This is a genomic window from Brevibacterium senegalense, assembly GCF_000285835.1.
GTDB classification, from domain to species: Bacteria; Actinomycetota; Actinomycetes; order Actinomycetales; family Brevibacteriaceae; genus Brevibacterium; species Brevibacterium senegalense.
In genome coordinates, this window is record NZ_HE978607.1 from 24,091 (window position 1) to 37,114 (window position 13,024).

Here is a 13,024-nt window from a genome sequence, read left to right on the forward strand (position 1 = left end):
CGCGTCCGCGCGACCGGCGACCGCCGGACCGCCGCGCCGCCGATCCCACGGACGGAGCGGGCGCCGCCGGTGCGCTCAGGACGCTCCAGTCCCCCGGAACGTGCTCGAGGACGGGCACGAGGTCCTGCGCGGCCGCTGCGGCATCGGGACCCCGCAGCACGATCGCACCGGAATCGGTGCCCGCAGCCAGCTCGATGCGCGTGACGCCGGGGAAGCGGCGGCGGGTCAGGTGCAGCGCATCGAGCTCCGGGACCGCCAGTGGCAGGGCGTCGCCCTCGACGGGGACGACGCGGTGGGAGCCGGCCTCCAGCATGCCCGGCCGCCCGTCCGGGTGGACTGCGGACTGGACGCGGGTGCGCCAGCGGGTGCCGGCCTCGGGATCGGTGTCGTCCGCTCCCCCGGACGGTGCCTCGGAGGGTGCCGGGTGCAGGGCGAAGTCCACCGCGGCGGGGTCGATCCCGCCGATCCGGCGCAGCTGGTCCGCCGCGGCCTCCTCCTTGAGGACGCGGGAGTGCGCCAGCGCGACGTGGGCGAACTCGATGCCGCCGGCACCGGGCACGCCCATCGCCTCGCGGCGGTCGGGGACGCGGTGCGGCGAGGCCTCGCGGACGGCGGTGACGGTGGCGCGCAGCACCCTGCTCGACGCGCCGGTGACGACGGCGTCGACCGTCTCCCCCGGGATGGCCCCGGTGACGAACACCGTCCGCCCGTCGTGGTGGGCGATCGACTCACCGCCCGCTGCGGGGCGCAGGATCGAGAGGGTGACCGGTGGGGTGGCGGACACGGGAGCGTGGGAGCGGACGGCGGGGATCGGAGGTCACCGGACCTCGGCGATCTCCGGTCCGCGCTCGAAGGGATCGATGTCATCCGCCGCAGCTGCGGGCTGTGCGCCGGTGGTGACCTGCTCCGCGGGCTTGCCGGGCTCGGGGGTCGTGAGGGTGGGGGCGACGAGCGGCAGCAGCTCGCGCGGCGGGCGGGCCTCCGTGCCGCGATCCACGACCGCACCGCGCAGCAGGCCCACGAGTGCGGTCCGCGTCTCCTTGTCCGTCACCGCGGTGCCGGAGAAGACCGCGCGCAGGAACCAGCGCGGTCCGTCGATCCCGGCGAAGCGGGTGACGCGCACCCCGGTGCGGCCGTCCTTCGTGCGGACCGGGACCTGCGAGACCAGCTCGTTGCCCAGGTCGGTGTACAGCTCGTCCGCTTTGCCCTTGCGCGTGCGCACGCCGTCGGCGATCTCCTGGCGGACGGACTTCCAGATCCCCTCGCCGCGCGGGGCCGCGAACACCTGCAGCTGCATCGCCCCACCGCCGTGGACCATCGTGACGCCCAGGATGCGATCGGAGTCCTTCTCCGTCTCCAGGCGGATCTGCATGCCGTCGATGACGGGGACCGCCAAGGGCCCCAGCTGCAGCCGATGCGCCTCCGGCACCGCCTCGTCCGCGTCGAACGGACCCTTCTCACTGCGATCCCGCGGCGCCTCCTTGGGATCGATGTCCGGATCGTCGTCGGCGCCCGCATCGGTCTGGGGCTCGAGCTCCTCCGACGGGTCCGCGGAGTCCTCGACGTCCTGCGCGTCGACGTCCCGCGCATCGTCCGCGTCCGGTGCCGGGCGGTCCTTCTTGAAACGGTCGAAAAGTCCCATGGATCCTTCCTTCGGGCTGTGCCCTCACGAGTCTAGTGCCGTCCTCGTCCGCTGCGGCCGGCGGCGGGCGCGGTCAGGGTGCGGACGGTCAGGGTGCGGGTGCGAAGCCGCCGGTCGACCCGAAGCCGCCGGCGCCCCGGGCCGTGACATCCAGGCGCTCGTCGTCCAGCGCGTCGACGGTCACGAACCGCGCATGCTCGACGCGCTGGACGACCAGCTGGGCGATGCGGTCGCCGCGCCGGATCGCGTACGGGGTCCGCGGGTCCAGGTTGATGAGGGGGACGCGGATCTCGCCCCGGTATCCGGCATCGATCGTGCCGGGCGCGTTCACGACGGTGATCCCGTGCTTCGACGACAGCCCGGAACGCGGGTGGATGAGGCCCACGTGGCCCTCCGGCAGCGCGATCGCCAGACCGGTGGGCACGAGTGCGCGCTCGAAGGGCGCGAGCTCCAGATCGTCCGCCGCACACAGGTCCGCTCCGGCATCACCGGGGTGCGCGTAGGAGGGGGTCGTCGCGTCGGGGCGAAGCGCCTGGACGCGGATCCGCGGTCGCCTGTCGTCTGCACTCTGCTGGGTCACGGCGCCACTCTACACAGCGGATCCCGCGCGCAGTCGCTGTGGGAGGATGGACGCATGGCCCCCGTCTCCCCGACCTCGTCGTCCGTCGTGTTCCGCGAGCGCGTCACCCCCAGCGCGGGGTGGTGGATCATCGCCCTGGCCCTGTCCGCGATGACGTCCCTGCTCGCCCTGCCGCTCACCCCTGTGGGCGCCGTCATCACCCCGCTGGTCGTGGGGGCGGCGGTCGTCCTCTGGATGGTCTCACTGTCGACCCGCATCACGGTGACGGACGACCTGTTCACGGCGGGGCGCGCGCACATCGAGCGCACCCACATCACGGGTGCCACCGCGCACGACGAGGAGGAGTCCTTCGCGCAGCGCGGCCGTCTGCTGGACGCCCGCGCCTTCCTCATCCTCCGCCCGTGGGCGAAGACCGTCGTCCGCGTGGAGATCGACGACCCCGCGGACCCCACCCCCTACTGGCTCGTCTCGACGCGCCGCGCGGACGAGCTGGCCGCAGTCCTGGACCCGGGCCGCGACTGACGCGCGTCGTTCGATCGGGACCTGCGCCCACACGGCACGCGCACAGACGAAAGGAGGGGAGGGACCGTGAGGTCCCTCCCCTCCTCCAGTTCCGGCTGGTGCCCGGAGCGGCGGCTCAGCCCATGCAGTCGGTGCAGATCATCGCGTCCGCGTCCGCCAGCTGCGAGCGGTGACGGACCAGGAAGCACTCCATGCAGGTGAACTCGTCGTTCTGCTTGGGGAGCACGCGGACGGACAGCTCCTCGTTGGAGAGATCGGCTCCCGGGAGCTCGAATCCCTCCGCTGCGACGGCCTCGTCCTCGTCCACATCCACGCGGCTGGCCATCTGCTGGTTGCGCTGCGCCTTCAGCTCCTCGATCGAGTCGCTGCTGACTTCCTCATCCTGCTTCTTGGGCGCATCGTAGTCGGTTGCCATCAGGCGTGATCACTCTCCGGGAACTGGGGTCTGCGCGGGGTGCTGAGGAGCCTCCGCCGCTGTGTCCCCTGCATTCTGCATGGATGACCCCCTTCGCGCAAGACCGTCTCGCAGGTATCTTGTGTGATTCACGTCGGATTCCCGCGCAGTCCATGTCTTCCCCAGGAACTGCCAGGTCGTGGGGGCACCATCGGAGACGAGACGCACATGATCGGACCGGGCTCGCGAGCAGCGCAGAGCCCGCCGGAGGAGCACCACGAGGAGGACGCGTGAGGGGATTCCAGACGGCCCTGGACGAGAGGATCGCGGAGCTGCGGCAGAAGCTCGCGGAGGCGCGCGCCGACGAGGACGATCACCTGGTGGACGTGCTGCTGCAGCAGCTCGAGACGCTCATCGACGTCGCGGACCGCAGTGACGTCGACACGACGCAGATGGAGGCGGTGCTGGCGGCGGAGACCGGCACGCTGCCGATCATCCCCGACCCGCAGGGCTGACCCCGCGACGGGGTCAGGCCGACCAGTCGGGCTGGGTCGCACGCTCGAGCACTCCCCGGCAGCAGTCGATCGCACAGGCGCCGCTGGTGGGGACCAGTGCGCCCTCCCGTGTGACCGCGGGAGCCTCGACCGGTTCGCCGCGCACCTGGGCGGCGCGCTCCTCCAGCAGATCAACGAGCCCCGCGACGAAAGCGGACCGTGTGCCCACGGTCCCGGCGCGCACGAAGTCGAGGCCCAGACGTCCGGCAGTCTCCGCGGCCTCGGTGTCGAGGTCGAACTTGACCTCCATGTGATCGGAGACGAACCCGATCGGGACCAGCACCACACCGGTGACACCCTCCTGGGAGAGCTCCTCCATCCGATCGTTGACGTCCGGCTCCGACCACGGGACGTGCGGGGCGCCGGACCGGGAGCAGAACACGAGCTCGGACGGCAGGGAGTGCCGCTCGCCCAGCTGGTCGCTCAGCCAGTCGATGAGCTGGCGGTGCTGCGCCTCGTAGCCGATGGTCCGCGCCTGGGAGGCGGACTCCATGACGGCGGGGATCGAGTGCGTGACGTAGAGGATCCGGTGCCGTGCGGGATCCAGACCGCCGGTCTGCTCTGCCAGCCGGTCCAGCCCCTCGCGGACGCAGTCGAGCTCCGCACCGGCGAAACCGGGGTGGTTGTAGTACTGCCGGATCTTGTCGAACTCGACCCGCAGTCCCTCCTCCGCGAGCGTCTGCGCCGTGAGCGCGAAGTCCTCTCTGTACTGCCGGCACGACGAGTAGCTCGAGTACGCGGACGTGTCGATCGCCAGGAGGCGCGCCGTCCCGGACCCCTGCGCCAGCTCCCGCGCGACGTCCGTGAGGAAGGGGTCCCAGTTGCGGTTGCCCCACACCAGCGGCACGTCGTGGCCGCGGGCGGCCAGCTCGTCCGTCAGCGCCGCCAGCAGTGCGCGGTTCTGATCGTTGATGGGCGACTTCCCGCCGAAGCCGTAGTAGTGCTCGCCCACCTCGACGAGCCGCTCGTCGGGGATCCCCCGACCGGTCGTCACGTTCTTGAGGAAGGGCAGCACGTCCTCGTCTTTCTCCGGTCCGCCGAAGGACATGAGGACGACTGCGTCGAATGGTGCAAGGTCTGAGTGGGTCACGTGCTCCAGCGTATCGGGTCGACCCCGCCTCGCCCGTGCGGTCCCGCACCCGGTCGCAGCGGTCTCAGTCCGCGAACGAATCATGCGACGCGCGGACGGACATCCCCACCCGCACGCGTCCTCCGTGACACGATCGAGGGCAGTCATCACGTGCGAGGAGGAATCCACGATGAGCCAACTGACCCTGCGCGGCCTGACGGAGGATGAGGATTCTCTCGTCCTCGTCGACCCCACGGGCGCGGAGCATCGACTGGCGGTGGACGACGCACTCATCGGTGCCGTCCGCCGGGCCCGCAGCGCGCACGCGGCAGAGACGCCGCGCGGTGAGGCGCTGCGTCCCCGCGACATCCAGGCGATGATCCGCCAGGGGCTGTCCGCCGAGGAGGTCGCGGAGGCGACCGGTGAGGACATCGAGCACATCCGACGGTACGAGGGCCCCGTGCTCTCCGAGCGACGGCACACGGCGCAGCAGGCCAGCCGCGTCATCGTGTATCCGGACTCCGACAGCGGCGCGCCCACCCCGCTGCAGGAGCTGGTCGACACGCGGCTGGCACTGCGCGAGGTCGATCCGGAGACGGCGGACTGGGACGCGTGGAAGCGGCAGGACGGCACCTGGTACGTCGAGCTGACCTTCACCGCGGGCGGACGCCCCCGCTCCGCCGGCTGGACCTACACCCGCGGTTCCGTCGTCGCACAGGACGACGAGGCGCGCTGGCTGTCGGACACCGGACCCACGGATTCCGGGCCGATCCCCGACTACGGCTCCGGCGAGGAGCGCCGCCGCACCGCCGCCTCCTCCCCGCTGCCGGCGGCGCCCGCCGCACGGCCCGCCCCGGCCCGCGACCACCAGACGGAGACGGGGCGGATCCTCGAGAGCCTGCGTCGCAGGCGCGGGGTCGCACCTGCTCCCGGCGACACGGGTCCCACACCGCGCCCGGCGGTGGAGGAGTCCCCTGCACCCGGTGCCGGAGGACTGCGCCTCGTGGGCGATGCGGACGACACCGCGATCGACGGCGCCCACACCGCGCCCAGCCGGCCGGAGGAGGCGCAGGACTCCCGGATCGTCGCACTTCCGCAGACGACGGACGCGGACGCTCCCGCCCCCGTGCAGCGCGACCGTCACACGGAGCCGATCGGCACCCCCCGGTTCGACGCACCGGTCGAGCCGCCGCAGGCCCCGCCCGTGCCCGAGGCCGCAGAGACTCCCGCAGCGGAGCCCGCGGCCGCGGACGGTCCGGGCAGCGATCATCCGTCCCTGCTCGACGACCCGGCCCTCGCCGGCTGGTCGGCCGGTCTGGACGAGACGTCGGAGGGCGCTGAGGACCGGGACCCGTTCGCAACGGGCCCCACGGACCTCGTCGACCCGGAGACCCAGGACCGCACGCCCGCGGCGCCCACAGCGGACGAGGCCGCACCCGCACCCCAGGCGGAGGACGAGGAGCCGCAGAGCCAGCGCCGGCGCGGCCGCGCCTCCGTCCCCAGCTGGGACGAGATCATGTTCGGCGGACGCGGGCGCGACTGACGCTCACAGGCGGATTCGGGTCGCCGTGCCCTCCGGGTCCGCCAGGCGGACGAGCCCCTCATCGTGCGTGACGACGAGGGTGCCCACCTCGGCCAGCGCCTCGTCGAGATCGCGCACCAGTGCGTGCGCCGTCTCCTCGTCCAGGTGCGCGGTGGGCTCGTCGAGGATGACCGCGTCGGCTCCCACCAGCAGGGTGCGCGCCACCGCCAGCCGCTGCCGCTGACCGCCGGACAGCGAGGAGCCGGAGGCCCCCACCCGGGCGTCCAGGCCCCGGTCCAGAAGGAGGTCGCCCAGCCCCGCCTGCTCCAGCGCGTGCTCCAGCTCCGCGTCCGTGGGCGCGTCCGCGCGGTCGCGGCTGATGAGCAGATTCCCCCGCAGCGTCGAGTCGAAGACGTGCGCCTCCTGCGGGCACCAGGCGATCCGCCCGGCGACGTCCTCAGGGGTCAGCGACGCCGCGTCCTGTCCGTTGAGACGGACCTGTCCCGCCTCCGCGTCGAGGAACCGCAGCAGGGCGCTCACGAGCGTCGTCTTGCCGGACCCCGACGGTCCCGTCACGAGCGTGAGCCCGGGCAGCGGGAAGTCCGCGCTCAGCCCGTCGACCGTCGGAGTCGCAGCGCCGGGCCAGCGCAGAGTGAGGTCCTCGACCGCCAGACTGCGGATCGCGGTGTCCACCGCGGCCTCTCCGTCCCCGCTGTCGTCGCCCCTGCGATCGTCGTCCAAGTCGTCGATGCGGCCCAGCACCCGGCGCAGTGCCGGCCACTGCTGCACGGCGGACAGCGAGTCCAGCAGCGCGTCCGTCAGGCCCAGGGGCAGCAGGACGGCGACGGCCAGCATCTCGCCGGACAGGTCGCCGGCGCCGGTGGCGGGTCCCAGCAGCAGGAGGATCACGAGTGCCGCCGCGGTCGTCGCGGCGACCACGACGGACTCGCCCAGGCCCGTCGCCCGCAGCGCGCGGCGCTCGCTGGCGGAGGCCCGCTCGTCCTCGGCGGCCAGACGCGCCGCCGGGGCGCGCCAGGCGCCGTCCGGGCTCAGATCGTCCCGGGCCGCCAGCAGCGCCTCGACCCCCGCCAGCACCCGTCCGCGCGCCTCGACCCGGACGACGCCGGCCCGCCGGTCCGCCGCGAGGGCCAGGGCGGACGCCGGCACCAGTGCGACCAGCAGCGCGGCGACCAGCGTCCACCCGGCCGCGGGATGGATGATGAACAGTGCGATGACGGCGGCGGCGCCCACGATGACGGCGACGAGCGGCGGCAGCACGACCCGGGGCACCAGGTCGCGGATGTCGTCCACGTCCGCGATGAGCGCCCGCAGCGCACCCCCGCCGCGGGCGATCCGCCGGTCGGCGGTGCCGCGGCGGGCCAAGCCGGCCCACAGGCGGGTGCGCAGTCGTGTGAGCGAGTCCAGCACCGCGTCGTGCAGCCACAGGCGCTGCGCGTAGGCGAAGACGGAGCGCGACAGCCCGAAGAACCGCACGCCCACGATCGCGACGAGCAGGTACATGATGGGCGGCTGCGCGGAGGCGCGGACGATGAGCCACGCGGACACTCCCGTGAGTGCGGCCCCGGCGGCCGTCGAGAGCACGCCGAACAGCACCGCGACGAGGAACTTCCGACTGAACGGGTCGACCGCGCGGACCAGGCGTCGCACGAGCGTGCCCGTCGTGGGCGCCGCGACCGCGGCGGGCGCGCTCAGCTGCGCGTGCTCGCGCTCGCGCGCCGACGTCCCGGCAGACGCGACGTCCCCGGTCATGTCCTCCGGGCTCACGACGTCGCCGCTCAGGACCGCTCGGGGCACTGCCGCCGCGTCCCCCCGCTGCCCCGCATCCTGTGCTGTCGCACGGCAGTCCTGCGCGACCGTCCCGGCCGCCTGCTCCTCGATCCGCCCGTCGGCCACGCGCACGACGCGGTCGGCGCTGCGGACCAGCTCCCCGTCGTGGGTCGCCGCGAGGACGAGCACTTCGCGGCTGAGCTCCAGCAGCCCCGCACGCACACCGGCGGCGGTCGTCTCGTCCAGATGGGCGGTGGGCTCGTCGACGAGGACGAGGCGGGCACCGGCCAGCACGGACGCACGCACACGCGCCAGCGACAGCCTCCGCTGCTGTCCGGGGCTCAGCGCGGCGCACGGGAAGTCGGGGTCGACGTTCAGCTGCGCGAACTCCAGGCACCTCTCGACGGCCGCCCGGCGGTCGGGGTCCGCGGCGTCCGCGTCCCGCAGCGCCGCCGGCAGCCGCAGCGCGATCTCGTCCGCCACCGTCCGCGCAACGGTGCGGGGGCTCTGCGGCGCATAGGCGACCGGCCCGGGGGCCTCGAGGCTTCCGGTCACCACCGTGCCGTCGCCGGCGCGCAGGAGTCCGGCCAGCAGCTCGAGGAGGCTGGACTTCCCCGCTCCCGAGGCCCCGGTCACCGCCGTGAGCCCGCCATCGCCCAGGTGGGCGGTGGCGTCCGCGAGCACGGGCGGCGCGTCCGTCCCGTAGCGCAGCGTGAGGCTCCGGACGCGCACGCCCGTCCCCTTGCGCACACGAGCGGCGGCGACCGGCGCGCCGATGACGGCGTCAATGCGGTCGTGCGCGGCCAGACCGTTCTCCGTCGAGTGGAAGGCCGCTCCCAGCCGGCGCAGCGGCAGGTAGGCCTCCGGTGCCAGGATGAGCGCCAGCAGCCCGTCCTCGAGGCTCATGTGCCCGTACACCAGCCGGACGCCTACGAAGACTGCGACGACCGCGACGGACAGGGTCGCGATGAGTTCGAGGGCCAGCGCGGACAGGAACGCGACGCGCAGGGTCGTCATCGTCGTATCCCGGTACCGTTCGGAGACCTCGCGCAGCGCGTCGGTCTGCGCCCGCAGCCGTCCCAGGCCCACGAGGACCGGCACCCCGCGCGCCAGCTCGACGAGGTGGCCGGACAGTCGGTCCAGCGCTCGGGTGGCGTCCTCGACCCGCTCCTCCGTGTAGCGGCCGATGAGGATCATGAAGAGCGGCACGAGCGGCAGGGTCAGGACGATGATGAGCGCGCTGACCCAGTCCGACCAGAGGATGCGGGCGCCCACCACCAGCGGGACGACCGCACTGGCGGTCAGGGCCGGGATGACGGCGGTGAAGTAGTCGTCGATCTCATCGAGCGAGCGGGTCGCCAGGAGGGCCAGCGACCCGTCCGTCCCGCGCACGTCCCGGCCGCCGCCGGCGAACACGCGGGCGATGAAGCGCCTGCGCATTCCGGTCTTCGCCCCCGCGGAGCTCCGGGCCCCCGAGGCCTTGCCCGCCCACGCGGCCGACGCCTGGCACAGCACGCCCACGAGGCCCGTCAGCAGCGGACCGCGCAGGTCCTCCCCCGCCATCGCGCGCACGACGCCCCGGGCCAGCGCGTCCGCGACGAGCACGAGCCCCACCGCCTGCACGGCGGCGACGACCGAGGCCGCCCGGAGTCCCGCCCTCCCGGCCGGCGAGGCCAGCGCGAGACGGAGCGGCGACCGGGCCGGGGCCTCGGGAGCGGTCCGCCGGGACGGGGACGGGTCAGCGGTGCGGGCGTTCCGTGAGCGCATGGGCGGACGGGTCTCCTCAGACGGTCAGCGACGCGTGGCCGCGGATGGCGGCGGGCACGGTGTGGGCGGGCGGGATGTGGTCGACCGTCAGTCGCTTCGCGAAGACGGAGTAGCTCCAGATCTGGTAGCACAGGACGGCCGGGACAGCGACGACGGCGACGACGAACATGACCCCCAGTGTGTACCCGGACGAGGACGCGGTGTGGACCGTGAGGTCGTGGGCCGGGTCGAGGGTCGACGGCAGCACCACCGGGAACACCGTCGTGAAGATCGCGGCGACGCCCGCGGTGAGGAACACCGACTGGCCCAGGAACGCGGAGACCTCGCCGCCCGCCCGCAGTCGGGTCCACGAGTACACGGCCGCGATCGCGGCGACCGCGACGAGCGACCATCCCAGCACGCCGCCGGACGACTGGACCTGGACCCACACGACCCAGCCCACCAGCGGCAGGAGGAGGACGGGCGCCCAGCGGGTCGCCAGCAGGCGCGCCCGGACGCGGACGTCGCCGTCCGTCTTGAGCGTGAGGAACAGGAGCCCGTGCAGCACCGCGAAGCAGACGGTGCCCACCCCGCCCAGCAGCGCGGGGACGGTCACCCACGAGAACGCGCCGCCCACGTTGTCGCCGTTCTCGTTCAGCGGCAGACCGGTCGTCGTGAGCGCCAGCATCGCCCCCACGCAGAACGCCGCGAGGAACGAGCCGATCGCCAGGCACCACGTCCAGCCGTCCACCCACCGCTGGGAGGTGCCCCGCTTCCCGCGGTACTCGATCGCGACCGCGCGGAGGATGAGGCCCACGAGTGCGACGGTGAGCGGCAGGTACAGGGCGGAGAAGAGCCCCGCGTACCAGAGGGGGAACGCGGCGAACATCGCACCGCCGGCGGTGATGAGCCACACCTCGTTCCCGTCCCACACGGGCCCGATCGTGTTGAGCAGCAGACGCCGCTCCCGCTCGTCGCGGGCGAACGTCTTCATGAGCATTCCGATCCCCAGGTCGAATCCCTCGAGGAAGAGGTATCCCAGCCAGAGGACGGCGATGAGGATGAACCAGATGACGGGCAGCGCTTCAGCCATGACGTCTCCTTGAGTCTCCGTGTCCGAAAGTCAGTAGGCGAACGACAGGACGTCGTCCTCGTCGCCGGTGGCGGTCGCGCGGGTGTTGGCGGATCGGTCGTGCGCCAGCTCCGGCATCGCGGAGACGACGCCGCCGCGCGCGTACTGGATGATGAGCTTGAGCTCGAACACCATGAGCACGCCGTACAGCAGGGCGAACACGGCCAGGGACGTGAGCAGCATCGCCGGGGTCACCGTGGGCGAGACGGCGGCGGCGGTGAAGAGGAACACCCCGTCGATCCCGGACGGGTCCGGGTTGGGCGCCACGACGAACGGCTGCCGGCCCATCTCCGTGAAGATCCAGCCCGCGGAGTTCGCGATGAAGGGCGCGGCGATGCCCCACAGCGCCAGGCGGGAGAGGAACTTCGACTGCGGCACGGTGCCCTTCCGCGTGACGATGAGGGCGAAGACCGCCGCGGCCGCCGCCAGCGCGCCGAAGCCGATCATGATGCGGAAGCCCCAGTACGTGACGAACATGGACGGCTGGTAGTCGATCTCCTGCCCCGCGTACTTCCCGTACATCGGGTCGTCCGGCAGGTGCGTGCCGTAGGCCTCCTGGTACTCCGGGATGAGGGGCTGGACGCCGGGCACGTCCGTCGTGAAGTCGCCGTTCGCCAGGAACGACAGGACGCCGGGGATCTCGATGACGGGGGTGACGTCGTCGCAGTCGTTCGAGTCGAGGTTCCCCACCGTCAGGACGGAGAACTGGGTGCCGTCGTGGCATGCGGCCTCCGCGGAGGCCATCTTCATGGGCTGCTGCTCGTACATGAGCTTGGCCTGGATGTCGCCGGTGAGCGCGACCGCGGCGAACGAGAAGACCGCGACCCACGCGCCCACGCGCAGGGACCTCCACCACACGAGGTAGTCCGTCCTGTCGCGACCCGGCACGTCCGACGCCTCGCCCACGACGACGCGGCCGGATCCGTCGACGGTGTCGATGCCGTCCGTGCGGCGGCGCCACAGGTGGTGCCACGCGATGCCCAGCAGGAACGCCGCGCCCACGGAGACTGCGCCGGCGATCGTGTGCGAGGTCGCCGCGAGTGCCGTGTTGTTCGTGAGCACCGCCCACACGTCCGTCATGACCGGCCGGCCGTCGATCATCTCGACGCCCACGGGGTGCTGCATCCACGAGTTCGCGACGATGATGAAGTAGGCGGAGATCCACGAGCCGATGACGGCGCACCAGAGCACCGTCAGGTGGACGCGCCGGCTCAGGCGGCCCCAGCCGAAGATCCACAGGCCGATGAAGGTCGACTCGAGGAAGAACGCCAGGAGCGCCTCCATGGCCAGCGGAGCGCCGAACACATCGCCCACGAACCGCGAGTACTCGCTCCAGGCCATGCCGAACTGGAACTCCTGGACGAGGCCCGTGGCCACGCCCATGATGAAGTTGATGAGGTAGAGCTTGCCCCAGAACTTGGTGGCGCGCAGCCACACCTCGTTCCCCGTCCGGTGCCACATCGTCTGCAGGACGGCGACCAGCAGGCCCAGTCCCAGGGTGAGGGGCACCATCCAGAAGTGATAGACGGTGGTGATGCCGAACTGCCAGCGGGCGATCAGCACGGGATCGAATTCCACGGGTCCTCCTGCGTGAGGCGATGCGGTCCGCCGCTCCGGCGAACGTTCTACAGCTCGTAGAATACTGACCCCCGGAGACGGATGCCGACGACGGATCACTCCATCTCCACTTTCATCTCACGATGCGGACGGTGAGGCGGGCAGCGGCTCCCAGCCTGCGGACAGGGCCGCGTGGTAGATTCAGTCCTCACGTGCACTCCCCGTCGTCCGACCGGGTCCGATCGTGCACGCGCGGCTGGTTGAAGGAGACGCATTGGACAACCTGGGAGAGCTCGAGCGCGACGTCATGGACGTCCTGTGGTCGCAGCGCGACGGGCTCACCGCCGCCGCTCTGCGCGACCTCCTGGCCGACCGCGGGCTCGCCCTCACCACCGTCCACACCGTGCTCACCCGCCTGGAGAAGAAGGACTACGTGGTGCGCGACCGCACCACGCGGCCCCACGTCTACAGCTCCGCCTCCAGCAAGGAGGAGCACGTGACGGATCTGCTGGCCGAGG

General features: G+C 72.5%; 12 protein-coding genes. 4 read left to right on the forward strand and 8 right to left on the reverse strand.

The window, feature by feature from the left end:
* The 3 genes from HGBR_RS17935 to dut form a co-directional block, all read right to left on the reverse strand.
* Window positions 1-784 (reverse strand): TRAM domain-containing protein (locus HGBR_RS17935; protein ID WP_019159744.1); only part of this gene is annotated, 784 nt, incomplete at its 3' end.
* Window positions 785-817: 33 nt separating this feature from the next.
* On the reverse strand, window positions 818-1,642 hold the full coding sequence (locus HGBR_RS12815) for a DUF3710 domain-containing protein (protein WP_019159745.1): 825 nt from the start codon (window positions 1,640-1,642) through the stop codon (window positions 818-820).
* Between the two features lie 88 nt (window positions 1,643-1,730).
* Complete coding sequence (gene dut / locus HGBR_RS12820; RefSeq protein WP_019159746.1) at window positions 1,731-2,222, reverse strand: dUTP diphosphatase; 492 nt, start codon at window positions 2,220-2,222, stop codon at window positions 1,731-1,733.
* 54 nt (window positions 2,223-2,276) lie between these two features.
* Between dut and HGBR_RS12825 the strand changes: the two genes are divergently transcribed.
* Window positions 2,277-2,744, forward strand: coding sequence for a DUF3093 domain-containing protein (locus HGBR_RS12825; protein ID WP_019159747.1), 468 nt, complete (start codon window positions 2,277-2,279; stop codon window positions 2,742-2,744).
* Window positions 2,745-2,859: 115 nt separating this feature from the next.
* On the opposite strand, the gene HGBR_RS12830 is transcribed toward HGBR_RS12825, so the two are convergent.
* Window positions 2,860-3,159, reverse strand: a complete 300-nt coding sequence (locus HGBR_RS12830; RefSeq protein WP_019159748.1) for a DUF4193 domain-containing protein — start codon at window positions 3,157-3,159, stop codon at window positions 2,860-2,862.
* 269 nt (window positions 3,160-3,428) lie between these two features.
* Here HGBR_RS12830 and HGBR_RS12835 point away from each other — a divergent pair, with 269 nt between their 5' ends.
* Window positions 3,429-3,653 (forward strand): hypothetical protein, encoded by a 225-nt coding sequence (locus tag HGBR_RS12835; protein WP_019159749.1) that lies wholly within the window; start codon window positions 3,429-3,431, stop codon window positions 3,651-3,653.
* A 13-nt stretch (window positions 3,654-3,666) separates the two neighbouring features.
* Here HGBR_RS12835 and HGBR_RS12840 read toward each other — a convergent pair whose 3' ends face one another.
* Window positions 3,667-4,782: a ferrochelatase gene (locus tag HGBR_RS12840; RefSeq protein WP_019159750.1), complete on the reverse strand. Its 1,116-nt coding sequence runs from the start codon at window positions 4,780-4,782 to the stop codon at window positions 3,667-3,669.
* 169 nt (window positions 4,783-4,951) lie between these two features.
* On the opposite strand from HGBR_RS12840, the gene sepH reads away from it, so the two are divergent.
* Entirely contained in the window at window positions 4,952-6,304 is a 1,353-nt protein-coding gene (gene sepH / locus HGBR_RS19970; protein ID WP_019159751.1) for a septation protein SepH, read from the forward strand.
* Window positions 6,305-6,307: 3 nt separating this feature from the next.
* Here the strand turns inward: sepH and cydC are convergent, their stop codons facing one another.
* Genes cydC through HGBR_RS12860 form a run of 3 tightly spaced genes read right to left on the reverse strand, consistent with a single transcriptional unit; the run spans window position 6,308 to window position 12,527 of the window.
* The gene (gene cydC / locus HGBR_RS17945) at window positions 6,308-9,838 is read right to left on the reverse strand and encodes a thiol reductant ABC exporter subunit CydC (RefSeq protein ID WP_019159752.1); all 3,531 of its coding nucleotides are present in this window, start codon (window positions 9,836-9,838) and stop codon (window positions 6,308-6,310) included.
* Window positions 9,839-9,854: 16 nt separating this feature from the next.
* Window positions 9,855-10,910: a cytochrome d ubiquinol oxidase subunit II gene (gene cydB / locus HGBR_RS12855; RefSeq protein WP_019159753.1), complete on the reverse strand. Its 1,056-nt coding sequence runs from the start codon at window positions 10,908-10,910 to the stop codon at window positions 9,855-9,857.
* A gap of 30 nt (window positions 10,911-10,940) precedes the next feature.
* Entirely contained in the window at window positions 10,941-12,527 is a 1,587-nt protein-coding gene (locus tag HGBR_RS12860) for a cytochrome ubiquinol oxidase subunit I (protein ID WP_019159754.1), read from the reverse strand.
* Between the two features lie 253 nt (window positions 12,528-12,780).
* Here HGBR_RS12860 and HGBR_RS20245 point away from each other — a divergent pair.
* Window positions 12,781-13,024, forward strand: a 244-nt coding sequence (locus HGBR_RS20245; RefSeq protein ID WP_019159755.1) for a BlaI/MecI/CopY family transcriptional regulator, incomplete at its 3' end; no start/stop codon positions are given.

Excerpts from the sequence above, each read along its gene's own strand:
- HGBR_RS12815 (WP_019159745.1), bottom strand. The coding sequence starts at position 1,642 with ATGGGACTTTTCGACCGTTTCAAGAAGGACCGCCCGGCACCGGACGCG.
- HGBR_RS12825 (WP_019159747.1), top strand. The coding sequence starts at position 2,277 with ATGGCCCCCGTCTCCCCGACCTCGTCGTCCGTCGTGTTCCGCGAGCGC.
- HGBR_RS12830 (WP_019159748.1), bottom strand. The coding sequence starts at position 3,159 with ATGGCAACCGACTACGATGCGCCCAAGAAGCAGGATGAGGAAGTCAGC.
- sepH (WP_019159751.1), top strand. The coding sequence starts at position 4,952 with ATGAGCCAACTGACCCTGCGCGGCCTGACGGAGGATGAGGATTCTCTC.
- cydC (WP_019159752.1), bottom strand. The coding sequence starts at position 9,838 with ATGCGCTCACGGAACGCCCGCACCGCTGACCCGTCCCCGTCCCGGCGG.
- cydB (WP_019159753.1), bottom strand. The coding sequence starts at position 10,910 with ATGGCTGAAGCGCTGCCCGTCATCTGGTTCATCCTCATCGCCGTCCTC.